The organism is Lonepinella sp. BR2474, from assembly GCF_051851555.1.
Classification (GTDB): Bacteria; Pseudomonadota; Gammaproteobacteria; order Enterobacterales; family Pasteurellaceae; genus Lonepinella.
On the sequence record NZ_JBPDVH010000001.1, the window covers coordinates 1 to 16,909 of the forward strand.

General features: G+C 41.9%; 14 protein-coding genes. 6 read left to right on the plus strand and 8 right to left on the minus strand.

Going from position 1 to position 16,909, the window contains the following annotated elements; translation table 11 throughout:
* Positions 1 to 338 precede the first annotated feature (338 nt).
* From ACTG7Q_RS00005 to ACTG7Q_RS00015, 3 genes are read right to left on the minus strand one after another with little or no spacing between them, the layout of a single operon-like run.
* Positions 339 to 1,685, minus strand: coding sequence for an anti-phage deoxyguanosine triphosphatase (locus tag ACTG7Q_RS00005; RefSeq protein ID WP_439239737.1), 1,347 nt, complete (start codon positions 1,683 to 1,685; stop codon positions 339 to 341).
* Complete coding sequence (locus ACTG7Q_RS00010; protein ID WP_439239738.1) at positions 1,686 to 2,369, minus strand: CidB/LrgB family autolysis modulator; 684 nt, start codon at positions 2,367 to 2,369, stop codon at positions 1,686 to 1,688.
* Positions 2,366 to 2,779 (minus strand): CidA/LrgA family protein, encoded by a 414-nt coding sequence (locus tag ACTG7Q_RS00015; protein ID WP_439239739.1) that lies wholly within the window; start codon positions 2,777 to 2,779, stop codon positions 2,366 to 2,368. The genes ACTG7Q_RS00010 and ACTG7Q_RS00015 overlap by 4 nt, the downstream gene beginning before the upstream one ends.
* 123 nt (positions 2,780 to 2,902) lie before the next feature.
* Between ACTG7Q_RS00015 and ACTG7Q_RS00020 the strand changes: the two genes are divergently transcribed.
* From ACTG7Q_RS00020 to ACTG7Q_RS00030, 3 genes are read left to right on the plus strand one after another with little or no spacing between them, the layout of a single operon-like run.
* Positions 2,903 to 3,397, plus strand: coding sequence for a thermonuclease family protein (locus tag ACTG7Q_RS00020; RefSeq protein WP_439239740.1), 495 nt, complete (start codon positions 2,903 to 2,905; stop codon positions 3,395 to 3,397).
* Positions 3,397 to 4,593, plus strand: coding sequence for a cysteine desulfurase (locus ACTG7Q_RS00025; RefSeq protein WP_439239742.1), 1,197 nt, complete (start codon positions 3,397 to 3,399; stop codon positions 4,591 to 4,593). Before ACTG7Q_RS00020 ends, ACTG7Q_RS00025 begins: the two co-directional genes overlap by 1 nt.
* A gap of 9 nt (positions 4,594 to 4,602) precedes the next feature.
* Complete coding sequence (locus ACTG7Q_RS00030; protein WP_439240608.1) at positions 4,603 to 4,980, plus strand: SufE family protein; 378 nt, start codon at positions 4,603 to 4,605, stop codon at positions 4,978 to 4,980.
* Between the two features lies 1 nt (position 4,981).
* Here ACTG7Q_RS00030 and ACTG7Q_RS00035 read toward each other — a convergent pair whose 3' ends face one another.
* Genes ACTG7Q_RS00035 through ACTG7Q_RS00045 form a run of 3 tightly spaced genes read right to left on the minus strand, consistent with a single transcriptional unit; the run spans position 4,982 to position 6,982 of the window.
* On the minus strand, positions 4,982 to 5,311 hold the full coding sequence (locus tag ACTG7Q_RS00035) for a branched-chain amino acid transporter permease (protein ID WP_439239743.1): 330 nt from the start codon (positions 5,309 to 5,311) through the stop codon (positions 4,982 to 4,984).
* Positions 5,308 to 6,045, minus strand: a complete 738-nt coding sequence (locus ACTG7Q_RS00040; protein WP_439239744.1) for an AzlC family ABC transporter permease — start codon at positions 6,043 to 6,045, stop codon at positions 5,308 to 5,310. Before ACTG7Q_RS00040 ends, ACTG7Q_RS00035 begins: the two co-directional genes overlap by 4 nt.
* Before the next feature lie 10 nt (positions 6,046 to 6,055).
* Positions 6,056 to 6,982 (minus strand): LysR family transcriptional regulator, encoded by a 927-nt coding sequence (locus tag ACTG7Q_RS00045; RefSeq protein WP_439239745.1) that lies wholly within the window; start codon positions 6,980 to 6,982, stop codon positions 6,056 to 6,058.
* A 205-nt stretch (positions 6,983 to 7,187) separates the two neighbouring features.
* Here ACTG7Q_RS00045 and ACTG7Q_RS00050 point away from each other — a divergent pair, with 205 nt between their 5' ends.
* Both ACTG7Q_RS00050 and ACTG7Q_RS00055 read left to right on the plus strand, forming a co-directional pair.
* A complete protein-coding gene (locus ACTG7Q_RS00050) occupies positions 7,188 to 11,414 on the plus strand; it encodes an autotransporter outer membrane beta-barrel domain-containing protein (RefSeq protein ID WP_439239746.1) in 4,227 nt (1,408 codons plus the stop codon).
* 223 nt (positions 11,415 to 11,637) lie between these two features.
* Entirely contained in the window at positions 11,638 to 13,887 is a 2,250-nt protein-coding gene (locus ACTG7Q_RS00055; RefSeq protein WP_439239748.1) for a TonB-dependent receptor, read from the plus strand.
* A gap of 44 nt (positions 13,888 to 13,931) precedes the next feature.
* Here ACTG7Q_RS00055 and ykgO read toward each other — a convergent pair whose 3' ends face one another.
* Both ykgO and ACTG7Q_RS00065 read right to left on the minus strand, forming a co-directional pair.
* Complete coding sequence (ykgO, locus tag ACTG7Q_RS00060) at positions 13,932 to 14,075, minus strand: type B 50S ribosomal protein L36 (RefSeq protein WP_386690910.1); 144 nt, start codon at positions 14,073 to 14,075, stop codon at positions 13,932 to 13,934.
* 9 nt (positions 14,076 to 14,084) lie between these two features.
* Positions 14,085 to 14,351, minus strand: a complete 267-nt coding sequence (locus ACTG7Q_RS00065; protein WP_386687186.1) for a type B 50S ribosomal protein L31 — start codon at positions 14,349 to 14,351, stop codon at positions 14,085 to 14,087.
* Positions 14,352 to 14,626: 275 nt separating this feature from the next.
* Here ACTG7Q_RS00065 and metE point away from each other — a divergent pair, with 275 nt between their 5' ends.
* On the plus strand, positions 14,627 to 16,897 hold the full coding sequence (gene metE / locus ACTG7Q_RS00070; protein ID WP_439239749.1) for a 5-methyltetrahydropteroyltriglutamate--homocysteine S-methyltransferase: 2,271 nt from the start codon (positions 14,627 to 14,629) through the stop codon (positions 16,895 to 16,897).
* Positions 16,898 to 16,909 lie beyond the last annotated feature (12 nt).

Sequence of the window (16,909 nt, forward strand, 5' to 3'; positions counted from 1 at the left end):
AACTGCTTGCTTTTAAATCGTACTTTCCATTCTTATTAAAGAATAGAAGTTAATGAATTTCTAAGTTAAGCACCTATTAAGACTTTAAGTTTTATTTAATTTTTTAAAACAAGTCAATCAACAAGTGCCCACACAGATTGTCTGATAAATTGTTAAAGAACAAATCGCTGTTTTAAAGCGAAAATAAAACGACGCACGTTAGAAAGTTTAAGGTTTCACAACAGTGCGTCGTTGTGTGGAGCGTATTATAGTGATCTGAAAATCCTTTGCAAGTATTTTTTGCAAAAAAATCTAAAATTTTAACTGACTGTTTATTTTTCCAACTTTACCGATTATTTTTACGTCAACTGCCGATATACTTTTAACGCATAAGCATCTGACATGCCCGCCATATAATCACAAATAATCCGTTTTTTGCCTTGCGGTTCGGCATTTAACCAACGATTTACTGTATTGCGTGGCAATAAACGTTCTGGATCACTGGCAAAAATTTGGAACATTTCGGTTAAAATACGTTGCCCTTTATATTCAATGCGTTGGGTTTCCACATCACGAATCACATATTTAAACACAAAGGCTTTAAACACGTTTAACACGTCTTCCACTTCGGTGGGCAATTCGGCATTATAACGTAACAACGGTTCGGCAAAATCTGCCGTTAATTTCCACCGCACATTGGTAATAAAGAAATTCACCAATGCCCCAATGGCATTTTTACGTTCATAATGGTATTCCGAAAATAATTTGGTCGTTAAGGCATCAATATTTTTGACAATCCATTCTGATGAACAGGCCTTTAATTCTCGTAACGCAATTTGCCACAGATTTTGATCAATCATGCCCACCACGATGGCATCTTCAAAATCATGTACGCCATAAGCAATGTCATCCGCCAACTCCATAATGCTGCAATCTAAGGATTTAAAGCGTGTTTTCAAAAATTCGCTCGGTTCTGACCGCACTTTTTTTAATGAAGTAAATAACTGTTTATCTTGCGTAGATAAAGGTTGCAATAGCCAATCAAACACTGGCAAATCATCACGAAAAATACCTTTCCCAGGTCGCCAATCAAAGGCCCGAAAATCTTGCTCCGAAGAAGAAAGTGCGGTGTATTTTGGTGAAGTTTCATCTAAAATCGCCGGATATTTCACGATCCCCAACAGCGTCCGGCGAGTCAAGTTCATTCCCGCATTTTGCGTATAAGGCTCTAATTTGGTTAATAAACGGAACGTTTGTGCATTGCCCTCAAAGCCCCCCACATCATACATCATTGAATTTAAAGCCGTTTCGCCACCATGACCAAAAGGTGGGTGGCCAATATCATGAGCAAAACACAGACTTTCAATCAAATCCGCCGTAGGCAAAAGTGGCTTGATTTCTTGTTGTAACAAGGCTTTGTCTAGCTGTAATTGGTCCGCCAAGGCTTTGTAAGTATCAATTAGTTTTAATTGAGAAACAAGGCTACTGCCAATTTGCGCCACCTCTAAAGAATGGGTTAATCTTGTACGGAAAAAATCATTTTCACCCACGGCATGAATTTGTGTTTTCGCCTGTAAACAACGAAATGCCGCACTGTGCAAAATTCTCGCACGATCACGTCGAAAAGGTGGACGATGATCTTTCTCTCTGGGTTTATCATTAATAAAGCGTTCAAGCCAAATGGGATCTAACGTATTTTTTAACATTTATGCCACCATATACAATAAGTGAAAAACCAAAGGTGCAAGCACAGAACTCAAAATACCGCATAGCACCAACGCAATGGAGCTATACGTCGAGGCGGTCACATCATGTTCCATTAAAGCGGCCGTACCAATCGCATGGGAAGTGGCTCCCACCGCAATACCAATACCCTCGGAACTGGTCAGGCGAAGTTTACGCAAAATGACATACCCCACCACGGCACCTTGCACCCCAGCCACGACTACGCCCACCGAGGCCATGGACGGAATGCCACCTAAATGGCCAGAAATCGCCATGGCAATCGGCATGGTGACCGATTTAGACATCACGGTTGCCACGATTTCTGGGTTAGCACCTAACCACAACGCAAACCCACCTGCCGTCAACATGGCAATTAATGAGGCCAATGTGGTCACAAATAAAATGCTTTTCCAAAACGCCGCAATGCGTCGTAATTGTTCATATAACGGCAAGGCTAACGCCACAATACTGACGGCCATTAAATTGTTTAAAGGGGCATTGCCGGCCATATAATTTTCATAAGGCACGTTGGCAAGTAACAAAGTACCAATCAAAATGGACGCCGTCAACACAAAGGTATTTAACAACACCGATTTTAAGCGTTTATTAATTTGCACCGCCAAAAAAAAGCTGGCAATGGTTAACAAAGAATAGGCGTAAATCATGCTTGCTCCTTAATTCGACGCTGTAATACTTTTTTGCGTAAGCGAGTAAAAGAACGTCGCATAAATAAATAATCCGTCAAGGTTCCCACAATAATCAAAGTAATTAATGAACTCAAAATATTCGGAATTAACAAGGCTTTTGCTTGTGAAATAAGCATATCAAAATGTTGCATAATCCCCACGCTAATCGGCACAAACAGCACCATCATATACCGAATAAGTAAATTGGCCCCGAAAAAAATCCATTCTACTTTAATCACTTGCGTGGTTAATCCCAAAAAAAGTAACAATAATCCCACAATACTCCCCGGAATGCCAAGTGGAACCCAATAGACAATCCCATTTCCGAGCCAAAGAAAGGCATATAAAATCGCTAAAGAGCGAACTAAATCAATTAGTTTTTGTTTCATCTTCTCTCTCGTTTTTATTCAACTTTTTTGATAAATTTTATCAATTTATTTTACGCTTATTTTTTTCACTTTTGTGATTTTTTCGGTAAAATGTCATTCACCTTTGATTTATACCAAAAAATAATGAAAAAAATAACCTTTTTATTCACCGCACTTGTCTTTTTTCTATTCAGTCACAACGCCTTAAGTGCAGAACGTTGGGTCAACTGTCGTGTGGTTGGCATTAGTGACGGCGACACCATCACCTGTTTATTAACCAATAATAAGCAACTCAAAGTACGTTTGGCCGAAATTGACGCCCCCGAAAAGGCCCAAGCCTTTGGCAATCGTGCTAAACAAATGCTAGCACAACTTATCCATAAAACCCAAGTCACCTTGCAAATTTCTGACTATGATCGTTACGGTCGCACGGTGGCAACGATCTACAAAGATCGGGCAAATATCAATCTCAAAATGGTACAATTAGGCATGGCTTGGGCTTATACAAAATATATGCGTCACCCAGAATATCTCCAAATGCAACAAATCGCACAACAACAACGTATCGGCTTATGGCGTGATCCCAATCCCATGCCACCCAGTGAATTTCGCAAACTCAAACGACAAGGTAAAAAATAATGTTTAATGCGATCCCATTTCGTCAAGATTTCCCTTATTTTAACCAAACAGATGCCGTCGTCTATTTGGATAACGCCGCCACCGCTTTAAAACCGCAAGCGTTGATTGATGCCACCGTGGCGTTTTACCAATCTGCAGGCTCCGTGCATCGTAGCCAATATGACGAAAAAAACACCGCACTTTATGAACAAGCTCGCAGCCGAGTGAAACAGCTCATTAATGCGGAAAGTGAACAAGCGGTGGTTTGGACATCCGGCACCACCCAAGCCATTAACACCGTGGCCAACGGCTTACTTCCCCATTTTCAACCTGATGATGAGATTATCATCAGCGAGGCCGAGCACCACGCCAATTTTGTCACGTGGCACGCTATCGCCGAAAAGTGCGGTGCAAAATTACATATTTTACCGATCTTAGATAACTTTTTAATTGACGAACAAGCCCTAGTTTCTGCCTTAAACGCACGCACAAAATTGGTCGCCTTAAATTTCGTGTCTAACGTCACAGGCACACAACAGCCCATCCAACAACTGATTGAAAAAATTCGCCAATTTTCCACCGCACTTATTTTAGTGGATGCCGCTCAAGCCATTAGCCATATCAAAATCGATCTGCAAAAATTGGATACGGATTTTATTGCGTTCTCCGCTCACAAAATTTACGGCCCAAACGGCTTAGGCGTGTTAAGCGGCAAACTGTCCGCCTTAGAAAAACTGCAACCGCTACAATACGGCGGAAAAATGGTGGCCTTTGCCTCAAAACAAGAAATTCGCTATGCAGAACTCCCCTATCGTTTAGAGGCAGGCACACCGAATATTGCCGCCGTGATCGGATTTAACGCCGTGTTAGCATGGTTAGAAAAATGGGATATTGAAAAAGCAGAACAGTACGCTTTACATCTCGCCGAACAAACAAAAGTGCGGTTAAAAACTTACCCAAATTGTCGTTTATTTTCTGCCCCACAACCGAGCACCGTGATCAGCTTTGTCTTTGACAATATCGCCTGTTCTGATCTCGCTACCTTGCTTGCCGAACAACATATCGCTTTACGTACAGGCGTACATTGTGCCATGCCTTATCTCGCTCGTTTAGGTGTGCCTAGCACATTACGCCTCAGTTTTGCTCCTTACAACACCGAGCAAGATGTACAAGCCTTTTTTACCGCCTTAGATAAAGCACTGGAATTATTGGACTGAAAAATGGACATTATCGAACAAATTCAACAAGCTAACAACTGGGAAGAACGCTATCGCTTGCTAATTCATGCTGGTAAAAACCTCACCAAACCCAGTGACGAAGAATTGGCCCAATGGCAAGAAATTCAAGGTTGCGAAGTCAGATTATGGTGTAAAATCTCACCAAATTTAGACCGCAGTTTACAATTACAGGCTTATAGTGAGGCACGGATTATGAATGGTTTGCTGTATGTGTTGATTAACCATGTGAATAACAAATCAATAGAAGAACTACAACAATTTGATTTAACGAGATTTTTCACCGACTTGGGAATTGCACAACGATTAAGTGCCACAAGATTAAATGGTTTGAAACAAATTGAGCAAAGTATTAAGGCGCAGTCTTAAACTACACAAACACGCCTTGCACCAACCCCATATATAAAGCCGTCCCCACTGCCATGGACAAAAACATATTTTTCTTCCAAAGGTGCAAAGCTAACGTCACCATGCCCGCAATAAAATCAGGAATGCCATGATAACCTTGCAAAATCTCGACGTTTTTATAGCAATACACCACCAACATACCGAACATAGCCGCAGGCAACACTTTGCCTAAATAACGAATATATTCAGGAATTGGGCGGTTGGCGGGGAAGATCCAAAACGGCAGTAATCGGCAAAATTGCACGCCTAACACGCCCATAGCAATGGTGATAATTTGTTCGGTTAAGGTCATGGATTTTCTCCCGTTAAACGAATAATTTTGCTTTCTAATTTCGCACGGCGTAAGGTTAATAGGCCCCAAATGGTGAACAAAGTCGGAACTAGAAAATGTTCTTTGCCAACGGTGACGAGGAAAAATAAGGTAATGCCTAAGCCTAATAAACTGCTTTCGTGGGATTTTTCTTTCAGCCAGTTTTCCGCAAAAATCACGATAAATAATGCGGTCATGGCAAATTCAATGCCTTTTAAACTAAAAGGCACAATGTCCGTGGCCAGATTCCCAACCACGGCACCAATCACCCAGTAGATTTGCAAATAAAGGCTAACAAAGAAGTAATACCAACCCTTATCTAAATGTTCTGGCACGTTGGCCATATAATTTAATGAAAAGGCTTCGTCTGACATGGTTGAAATTAAATACCAACGTTTTTTACCCAACTGTTTGCCGTATTTTTCTAACATGGAAATGCTGTAAAACACTTGGCGCCCACTCACCATTAACGTGACCAACAGCACAGAAAGTGGCGAAAAAATAGCGGTCAAGGAGGTGGCAACAATAAATTCCACAGATCCCGCATAAATCAAGGCTGCCATAAAAAACGGAAACCATACGCCAAAGCCGAGCACTTTCATATAAATACCGTAAGCCACGCCGAGGAAAAGATAGCCAATAATCATGGGGACAGAATAAGGAAAAGCAGCTTTGGCAGCCGCCCAAATTGCGGTGCTTTTTGGCTGATTTTTCATGATTACTCCCCTATTCCAAAACAGACAACCCCGGCAAAGTAGAAAAACTTTGTGACTTCACCGTGTCGTAAAAATCATCAATAAAGGCGCTGTCGCCGTCAATTTCACGATAGGCACAATAAAGATTGCTGTATAAACGTTGCTCGGTAATTTGGCGAGCCACCACATACCCCCGATCTAAATAGGGTTTCACTGCCCAAAATGGTAACGCTGCAATGCCTCGTTTACTGGCGACTAATTGAATAATCGCAATGGTCAATTCACTGGTACGGCGTGTGGGATTAATCCCCGCCGGACGCAAGACTTTGCGGAGTAAATCCAACATATCATCAGGTACAGGATAAGTAATCCACGTTTGATCAGCAAAATCTTCCGCTTGCCAGATTTCTTTTTGAGCTAAGGGATGATCTTTGGCACACAGCCCCACCATTTCGTAGGAAAACAAGGGCTTATAAATAATCCCGTCAGTAGGTTCAATTTCCGACACAATCGCCCAGTCCGCACGGTGAGTAAGCAATAATCCGACGGTATCCGTATGAAAACCCGATACAATATCCAATTCCACCAACGGCCAATGGGTACGGAAACTGTCCATCGCCGGCATAAGCCAGTCAAAGCAAGTATGACATTCCACCGCAATCCGTAATTCCCCCGCTTCGCCCTGTTTGACGCGAGAAAGATCCCTTTCCGCCTCAATGACTTTAGGTAGCACATCGTTGGCTAATTTAATTAATCGTTCCCCTGCGGGCGTAAAATGTAAAGGGGTGGTTTTGCGTTCAAATAACGGCAAACCATATTGATCTTCCAATAATTTAATCTGATGCGATAAGGCGGATTGCGTGAGATAGACCCGTTTTGCGGCTAAAGAAACCGACCCCGTTTCTTTTAAGGCTAATAAGGTTTTGAGATGTCGTAGTTCAAGGAAAATGGGTTTCATGAGCGTAATTCATACAAAGCAACAAAAGAATGAATTACATTCTACATTAAAATGTACCGCAGTTTCATTAAAAAATTCTTGTTACTACAAAATATCCCTCACAGCGCAAACGTTTGCCTATTGCAAAAATATGCGTTATGATTAACGCAATAGCTTATGAATAGCGTAATAGAATGACGCCCTATCCGCTCAGGAGAAACGAACTATGAAAGCAAAAAAGTCCCTTATTAGTTTGGCTATTTTGGCCAGTATTTCAAACGTTGTCTTGGCCGGTGGAATTCGCCATGATATTGATGTACAAACCTATCGTGATTTTGGTGATAATAAAGGCGCTTTTACTGCCGATGCACAACATATTTCTGTCTACAAATCGGATGGTAGTTTATCAGGTGTGATAGACTCTTTACCCAACTTTTCTTCTGTCTCAGATGGCGGTTATGCCACTATAATTCACCCCTCTTTTATCGGTTCTGCCAATCATGTAGGTTACACCGAAAATATGACCTTTGGTGGACGTCATTACACCGATGACAGCACACTATTTAACGTTAACGGAAAACAAGTCTCCGGTGATTTTAAACAGCCAGACTACGGTGAACCTAAACCACCTACGACATCAAGTTATGCATTACTCGGAGAATGGACGAAAAAAGCGGCAGTCGATGTAATGTATCTTGATGAAAATGGCGTTCAAAAAATCCGACACACCTCCGATGCTGACACCACAGCCGATCATGATTTAAAAGGTGATTATAAAATTACTCGCACTCGTAATATTATTTGGGAGGCTGAACCGGCCACTTTAGCGGACGAATCTCTGCTCAAAGTGGGCACCTTAATTGCCAGGACGGGCGGCGGGACACATGAACAACTGCTTAATCCAAGTGGGACGAAATCTGTTGGTTATGGTTGGTTAAACGGTGGTTTAAATATTGTGACGCAAGTCAACGTCGATGCGGCTGAATCTTCTCATCGTTACTTCCATTATGTTAGTACCCTTGATCCCAAAACCCCACTTGATACCATTACCTTTGGAGGTGATAGCGGTAGCCCGATTTATGTTTTTAATGATGAAACCAATCAATGGGAAGTCATCGGTTTCCAATCTGCTGGTGGTGGCTCTTATGGCTATGGTAAATTTTCTGTAGGGCGACATGCTACCACACATGCTAATAGCGTCATGGCAACCTACGTATTACCAGAGATCCAAACCAATTCCGCTCAAGAGTCAATTACCTTTGGTCCACAAGCTAGCGATGGTAATGTGACGCTTACCACGGCAAGTTCATCAAGACAATTGGTTGGATTAAATCAAGCCGAAGATAACTGGCATGAAAATAAAGATCTTGTGCTAGGTGGTGCAGGTGGCACAGTGAGCATGAGTCAAGGAGATGTCAATTTAGGGGCAAGTTCCATAACATTTAATAGTAACTTTACCCTAAGCGGTGAACATCGTCTTAATTCTGCCGGTTATATCATTAACGAAGGCTCAACCGTGACTAGCGAACTCACAGGAGCAACGGGCGACACTTGGCGTAAAATTGGCAAAGGCACATTAGTGGTAAACGGTAACGGCAATCAACTCGCAGAACTTAATGTGGGGGACGGCTTAGTACAATTAAACCGTGATAATGGTTATGCGGCTCATCATATTCGTTTGGCGTCTGGACGAGCCACGGTGCAATTGATGCAAGACAATCAAATTCGCCAAGAAAATGGTGAAATTGGTTTTGCCTTTGGTACCAAAGGTGGCGCATTAGATATGAATGAACATGATCTCACTTGGGATAATATTATCCATATGGATAGTAGCCCTGTGATAACCAATAGCCATGGTACAGCAAATTTCACTTTTACTGGCAATGCTTTTACACCCACATTGACCTATTTGGGTAATTTCACCAGCCAAAATGATGGCGTACTTAATGTCAATTATACACCGAATGCAGATAATCACGTTTGGAATCTAAAAGGTGGGGCAGATACAACAGGTACATTAAATGTCACAAAAGGTACTGTTAATTTAACCGCACCTTTTGTGTTACATGCTAATAATTATGTAGATGATACAGAATATGAGCAAAGTAGCTTTAAGTTTGGTCATGTTACGTTGGCGGAAAATACCAATTTAACGGTTAACCGTAATACGGGGTTAGCCAGTAATATTTCGGTGGCGGATAATGCAACGATTAGCTTAAATACCGCAGGGAATGTGACGAATTCAAGCCAATATACAGACGAAAGTGCGGTGATTTCTGGCACAATTTCTTTGGCACAAAATGCACTGATCAATACGAATATTGCAGAGAACTTTAGGGCTAACTTAAATTCTGATATTTCTGGCAATGGTGTATTAAATCTGACTAATTTGGGTACAGTTGAACTCGGCGGTAATAATACTAAATTTGCAGGTACAATCAATTTGGACAAAGGCATATTAAATGTAACCAATAATGCTGCATTAACAGATACATTAAATCAATTTAATTTGAAAAATGGTGCGACACTTAACTTTGCGAATAATATCAATGGCTCAGTTTCTAATATCAATGCTGAATCGGGTTCCGTGATTAAAGGAGTGGGTGTTAACCATTTTACCGTTAATAATACGGATACCTCGACACTTTATGCAACATTAACAAATATTGAAAACTTTACCAAAATGGGTTCCGGTTACCTAGATACGCATGTTTTAACTGCTGATAATGTGAATATTACTGGTGGTTTACTGACACCAACGGAAATTGTGGCCAAAGAAGTATTCATTGACACCGATAGTGCTTTGCAAATGGCCGGTAATATTACTGGTAATGTCACCCACAAAGGCGCATTAATTATCGGCAATGATTATCGGGATTCTGGTGATGCTTATAAGTATGCAAACATCACTATCAACGGCAACTACACTGGACAGCAGGGTACCATTTATTTTGATAGCCTATTAGGCGATGATCATTCGCCAACCGATACCTTGCATATCAAAGGCAAGGCTACTGGCCAAGCGAATGTGAATATTAACTATGTAGGAACTGGCGATCAAACTCTTGAGGGCATGCAAATAGTGAGTGTCGATGGACAATCTAGCCTAAACCTTAAAAATACAGGGCGTGTCTTGGCTGGTGCCTATGATTATTTGTTATTACAAAATAACGATAGAAATTGGGTATTAACCAATAATTACCGCACTGCAGTCCCGAGTCCGGCTCCAACGCTTGAGTTACCTGAAGGGGGGATTACTCAGGTACCAGAAGAGTCGCCAACTCTTGAATTGCCTGAACTGACCATCACCCACGTACCAGAAAATGCACCGACGCTTGAATTGCCTGAACTGACCGTCACCCACGTACCAGAAGATACGCCGACGCTTGAATTGCCTGAACTGATGATTACCCATGTACCAGGAGATGTGCCAACCCTTGAATTACCAGAATTCACCGTGACCGATGAACCAGATCACGCACCTATGATTACCCCCCCTGAAGATGTGCTCATGGCCGAACCTGATAATAAAGTGGAAGGACCGACGCCCCCAATCCATACTCAAGGGAATCTACGTGCAGAATTTAACGGCTATTTAGCTAACAGTGAAATTGCCATGCAAAGTTTGCAACTGCGTTCTATGTTGGATAACCTTGCAGTAAATAATCGCACGGCGGGTTCAGTGAATGTGTGGACAACTGGCAAGGTGCAACACAATAAATTTGGTGAAACCCATCAGCAAATTCATTCCAAAACCAAGACTACGGAAGTTCAATTAGGTGCCGATATCAAACTTAACAACGGTTATGTAGGAATGAACGTCGCCCAAGGATTAGGCACAGGAGAAAGCCGTTCTCAAGTGACTGACATTACGGCCAACAGCCGAGTGAAATATACCACCTTGGGTACCTACGGCGCCTATTTCTTAAACCATGAATATGAGGGCGCCTATGTGGCTAGCTCAGCCAAATATGGTTGGTATCAAAACCGAGTGAATGCACCATTGATTAGCACTGAATACCGTACTAACGGGCTGTCTGTCAGTGCGGAAGTTGGTTATAGTATAGCGCTGAATGAGGCTGTTTCCATTCGTCCAAAAGTTACCGTGGGATATAGCCATCTGTTTGATAAAAGTATCAATGATCGTGCTGCAACAATTCGAGCCAAACAATCCAATGTAGAAACCTTAGCCGGTGCAGAGTTTGTGGCGCATGGTGCCTTTATTGAGGGAAAATTAGGCGTATTCTATCAACATGATACAAAACCAAGTCAAGTGCGTATTGAGAATGTGAATTCTGCCATTGATAGTAAACGCCATGCTGTCAAGATACAATTAGGGGCGAACATTCATCTCACCCCAGTAATTGAGTTAAGCACGGCCTTGGAATGGCAAAGTGGCGCCAATAAATACCAACAAAAATCGGCAAAAATTGGTTTGAGCTATCGTTTCTAATCCGACGTCGTACTCAACCATTTTTGTAGACAAACTCACTCAAAGGCATACCTATCAACGTATGCCTTTACTTTTATCATTCAATATCTTCCTTAATTCACTTATCTTACCTATCTTGCATAAAAATCCACCGATCTTATTTTTCATCAAAAAAAATGCTTGCAAATTTCAGCAAATACAGTTATTTTTCTGTGCGAATTATTTATATAGGGAAATAACAATAATGAAATTGAAAAAAATAAGTTGGGCGATCATGCTCAGTTTGGGAATCATTCCCTCTGTCAGTGCGGTGGAAAAAACAGAAGTTTTAGAGATCATTCAAGTTACTGAAACAAACCAAAGCCCCATGAAAACGGTTCAGCAAACTGAACTCAAAAACGGGCCAACGTCGTTGGGGAATGCTTTAGCGAAACAAATGGGCATTCAATCTAATCACTTTGGTTCGGGGGCCTCGACGCCAGTTATTCGGGGACAAGAAAGTTACCGCAACAAGATTGTGCAAAATGGCGGTGATGTAGTGGATATGGCCAATATGTCGCCCGATCATGCGATTATGGTGGATCCAACTCTGGCAAAAGACATCAAAATTATTCAAGGTGTGGATACGCTATTATATGCCTCGGGAATTACGGGCGCCGTGGTGAATGTGGAAGATGATAAGATTCCTACACAACGTCCAACACGCACGGTGGAGGGCAGCTTAGATGCGCATTATAACGCCAATAATCAAGAGCAATTATATAATCTCGCCACCAATGTCAAATTATCTGACCATCTGGTTTTGCACCTTGAGGGCCTACACCGTCAGGCTAAAAATTACAAATCAGCGGGCTATACGGAACGATACACGGTGGAAAACCCTTGTAATAATTCCGATACACCAGAATGTATTGAGGCTATTTTCGCTGATGACTATGAAGAAAATATTGAAGAATCAAAAGATTATCGTTATATCAATAACTCTGAGGCCAAATCGAAACAGGGGGCGATTGGGTTATCTTGGATTGGTGAAAAAGGCTATTTGGGTATCGCTTACACCGACAGACGTGATCGCTATGGATTAACCGGACACGAACATAAAGCCCATTTTTGTCATATTCACACCCATGAAGAAAATGACGAATATTTGGAGGGGATTAACCTGCATTGTGAGCATACTAGCGTCAATATTGATGAAGATTTCCACAATCACGATCCAAGTCAACCAGAGCAATATGCCAAACTTAGATTACACTTGAAACGGGTCGATCTGCGTGGTGCATTAAATCAGCCAATCAAAGGCATTGAGCAAATTCGCTTTATGGCCAATGATAGTCGCTATGAACATAAGGAAATCGAGGGGCAATACACCATGTCGAGTTTCCGCCATAATGGTCAATCTTTGCGAATGGAAATGGATCATCAACCCACTGCACAATGGTCGGGAACTATCGCTTTGCAATACAGTAAAGATCTGATCGACAGTGCCGGTTACGAGGGGATTTTAGATAAAAATACCACGCACTTATACGGCTTATCTGGCGTTGAACGTTATCAATGGCGGGATCTCACCTTTTCCTTATCAGGGCGAATTGATCATCAAAAAATTCAACTTGCCGACGATAAACAGCTACACCGAGGTAAACGCATGGATCCGTTACGCAGCATGCAATATGAAACCACCACGTATTCTTTTGCTACGGGAATAGACTGGCAACTCACCTCAGAATGGAAAAGTGGCTTGACCTTTTCACACCAAGAACGTGCGCCAAGTGTACAAGAACTCTATGCCCGAGGTACCCACGTGGCCACCAATTCCTATGAATTTGGTGATGAACAGTATGACCGAACCATTAATAATTTGCTGATTGATACCCAAGTTTACGATCAATTTGGCATTCATGAACGGCTGAAAAAAGAAAAATCCAATAATTTGGATATCAGCCTACAATTTAACAATGACCAATGGCAAAGCTATGTGGGCATTTATTATAAGCATTTTAGTAACTACATTTACGCCCATACCATGGATCGTTTTGCGCATTTCCGCCTCTTGCGTTATGCTCAACAACCGGCTCGTTTTTATGGCGCCGAGGGCAATATCAGTTATCGTTTTCACCCCAAATATCGCCTGAGCTTATTCGGTGATTATGTGCGAGGGAAATTGGACAATGGCAACGTGCCTCGTATGCCTGCCGCCCGTTTAGGCAGTCGCTTTAATGCGGATTTAACCGATAATTTATCCGCTAGCCTTGAATATACGCATACGTTCAGCCAACACAAAACCGCACATAATGAATTACCCGTCGGCGGACATAATATGCTGAATGCAGCCTTGAGTTATGTCGGCGATTTGGGTCAACGGGTTAATTATCGCTTGACCCTTGATGTGAATAATATTCTTAATCAAAAAGTGTATGCGAGTACCTCGTATCTCTCGCATATTCCATTAATGGGACGAAATGTTGCCATGGGCGCCAGTGTGTTATTTTAAGCTGACAAAAAAATGCCCCGTTTTCAACAACGGGGCATTTTTTATTATCTTCTTTTTTTCTTCATTCCCTGACGGGCTTTAAAGCGAGGATTTTCCTTACAAATCACATACACCACACCATGACGGCGCACAACTTTACAGCCTGGGTGACGTGTTTTGGCACTTTTTAATGAGGATAATACTTGCATGCTGACTCCTTATTTTGATTTTAATGCGCCGAATTTGCCATAACGGTTGGTAAAGTCACTGGCTCGGCCCTCATTACCAATTTGACGTGTTTTACCCGTGTAAAACGGATGTGAGGCAGAGGACGTATCACACATAAATACAGGATATTCTTTGCCGTCTTCCCATTTCATGGTATTGGTGGTTCTGGCACAAGAACGGATTAAAAAGCCTTGTTTGGCATTGCTATCATAAAATAACACGGTACGATAATTATCGGGATGGATTCCTTTTTTCATATTTACACCTTATTTTTTATTGAAAAATAACTAGACTGCGAATATTACCCTAAATAGGCGCATTTCGCAAAACTTATTTTTCAAAAACAAAAAAGATTTTCACCGCACTTTTGTTTATCGATTCTTTATCCAATATTCAATTATTAAAATTATTCATACAAAAAATGAAAATTATGAGTTTGCTTAATAAACTAGAATTCGGCATTATCTCAATCAAGCGGACGTTTAGCCGTCTAAATAGAAATTTATTATTCCCATTATAATAGGAGCAAGATATGACCACATTTCATGTATTAGGATTCCCTCGTGTTGGTGCAAAACGTGAACTTAAATTTGCACAGGAACGCTACTGGCGTAAAGAATTAAGCGAGCAAGATTTATTAGATTTAGCCAAAGCCTTGCGTGAAAAAAATTGGCAACACCAAGCGGATGCCAATGCCGATTTCGTGGCAACTGGCGATTTCACGTTCTACGATCACATCTTAGATTTACAAGTGGCCACTGGCGCCATTCCTGCACGTTTCGGCTTTGATAGCCAGAATTTAACCTTAAGCCAATATTTTGAATTAGCACGGGGTAACAAAGATCAATTTGCGATTGAAATGACCAAATGGTTTGATACTAACTACCATTATTTAGTACCTGAATTTGCCAAAAACACCCAATTTAAAGCTAACCCCGCTCATTATGTGAATCAGTATCGTGAGGCAGTGGCGAAAGGACATAAAGCCAAACCTGTGATTGTTGGCCCATTAACATTCCTTTGGTTAGGGAAAGAAAAAGGCGAAACCTTTAATCGCTTTGATTTATTGAAAGATTTAGTGCCAGTTTATCAACAAATTTTAACCGCACTTGCCAACGAGGGCGCCGAATGGATTCAAATTGATGAACCAGCATTAGCCTTAGATTTACCACAAGCATGGATCAACGCATTCCAATCTGTGTATGCGGAATTAAGCCAAGTTAAAGCGAAAATTTTATTAGCCACTTACTTCGGTTCTGTGGCAGAACATGCGCCATTATTGAAAGCCTTGCCAGTGGCAGGTTTACACCTGGATTTAGTACGTGCACCAGAACAATTAGCCGCTTTCACCGATTATAACAAAGTGCTTTCTGCGGGCGTAATTGACGGTCGTAACATTTGGCGTGCGAATTTAAACAGCGTGCTTGATGTGTTAGAACCATTAAAAGCAAAATTAGCGGATCGTTTATGGATTGCCCCAAGCTGTTCATTATTGCACACGCCTTATGATTTGAGCGTAGAAACCCAATTACAAGCGAACAACCCTGATCTTTATTCTTGGTTAGCGTTCACCTTACAAAAAGTGGAAGAATTAAACGTATTAAAACAAGCGTTAAACAATGGCCGTGCGTCAGTGCAAGCCCAATTAGGCGCCAGCCAAGCGGCGGCTGATGCTCGTGCGAACAGCAAAGTGATCCACAAAGCGGAAGTGGCAGCACGTTTAGCCAATCTTCCAGCCAATGCGGATCAACGTAAATCGCCATTCGCAGAGCGTATTGCTAAACAAAATGCGTGGTTAAATTTACCCTTATTGCCGACCACCAACATCGGTTCATTCCCACAAACCAGCGAAATCCGTCACGCACGTGCCAGTTTCAAAAAAGGCGAATTATCGTTAGCCGATTATGAAACAGCAATGAAAAAAGAAATCGAATATGTGGTGCGTAAACAAGAAGAATTAGACTTAGATGTGTTGGTGCACGGTGAGGCAGAACGTAACGACATGGTGGAATACTTTGGCGAATTATTAGACGGTTTTGCATTCACTAAATTCGGTTGGGTGCAAAGCTACGGTTCACGTTGTGTGAAACCACCTGTGATTTTCGGTGATGTCACCCGTCCAGAGCCAATGACCGTACGTTGGTCACAATATGCGCAAAGCCTGACCCAAAAAGTGATGAAAGGGATGTTGACTGGTCCTGTTACTATTCTGCAATGGTCATTCGTGCGTAACGATATTCCACGTTCAACCGTATGTAAACAAATCGGTGTGGCCTTGTCTGACGAAGTATTAGACTTAGAAAAAGCAGGCATCAAAGTGATTCAAATCGACGAACCTGCCATTCGTGAGGGCTTGCCACTTAAACGTGCGGACTGGGATGCCTATTTACAATGGGCAGGCGAGGCGTTCCGCTTGAGCTACATGGGCGTGGCAGACGATACGCAAATCCACACTCACATGTGTTACTCTGAATTTAACGACATCTTACCTGCCATTGCAGGCTTAGATGCTGACGTAATCACCATTGAAACCTCACGCTCTGATATGGAATTATTAACCGCCTTTGGCGATTTCCACTATCCAAACGACATTGGTCCAGGTGTATACGATATTCACAGCCCACGTGTGCCAACAGAGGCAGAAGTGGAACACTTGTTACGCAAAGCATTAAACGTAGTGCCAAAAGAACGTTTATGGGTTAACCCAGACTGCGGTTTAAAAACCCGTGGCTGGCCAGAAACTATCGCGCAATTAGAAGTGATGATGAACGTGACGAAAAAATTGCGTGCTGAATTAGCGTAAGATTTCGTTGAA